Raw genomic sequence first — 747 nt, 5'->3', positions numbered from 1 at the left:
TTGTCTGGCGATAATGCCAACAACACTTATGCGAATAGTTCCGCGGAAGAACGAGAGCGCCAGCGAAAAGAAGCCGCTGACAGAGCCGCCGCTTACAACGGTCAGAACCCTGGACAGGATCTAAAGTCTTGGTGGGAACAGAATATCTATGGCGTTGGCCGAACTTCAGCCGGATCTCTTGGCGACGGTAGGGATGACGCCATGGGATCATTCTTGGACGGTCCAGTGGTGAAGGTCGAAACTCAGCAAGCAGTTTCTGAGGCCCAGGCTGCGTCTTCCGAAATCCAAAATGCGTTGAATGTCACCGTTGGCCCGACGGTCGACACGTCTGGTTTGGATGCCCTTCATTCGAAGCTTCTCGCCTGCGTCGCGTCGCTTGGACAGTTGCGCGCTGGAATTCCTGCAACCGTTTCCGATCTCAGTTCCCAGCTCAACCGTTCGTTCTCGGATCATCAACTCACACCTTAACGGAGATAGCCGATGGCGCTCATGATCCTTGGACAGGTGGTCTTCGACCTTCGGAACAATGAAAAGACATGACTGCCCGGTGCGTGGAATAATTCGGATTGTAGTGGAAAGGCCGGACAGCGTACGGCCTTTTCGTCATATTTCGTAGTTGATTTTCCTGATTGATTAAGCGAACAAAAAAACATCATGTTAAGAACAGCTCAATTGAGGGAAGAATTGTCGAATTTCTTTCGATCACCGTGGTGTGTTGGCATAATTGTTGGTGTTTCAATCCTATTC

The 747-nt window shown here is 50.6% G+C and carries 1 protein-coding gene; it reads left to right on the top strand.

Translation table 11 applies throughout. The features are described from left to right. A partial coding sequence (locus tag RCF13_RS23345) for a hypothetical protein (protein ID WP_308141569.1) occupies positions 1-468 on the top strand: 468 nt, incomplete at its 5' end. Positions 469-747 lie beyond the last annotated feature (279 nt).

Source organism: Stenotrophomonas maltophilia group sp. RNC7 (assembly GCF_030910085.1).
In the GTDB taxonomy this organism is placed as follows: domain Bacteria; phylum Pseudomonadota; class Gammaproteobacteria; order Xanthomonadales; family Xanthomonadaceae; genus Stenotrophomonas; species Stenotrophomonas sepilia.
This window is presented reverse-complemented; position numbering and strand designations above follow the sequence as displayed.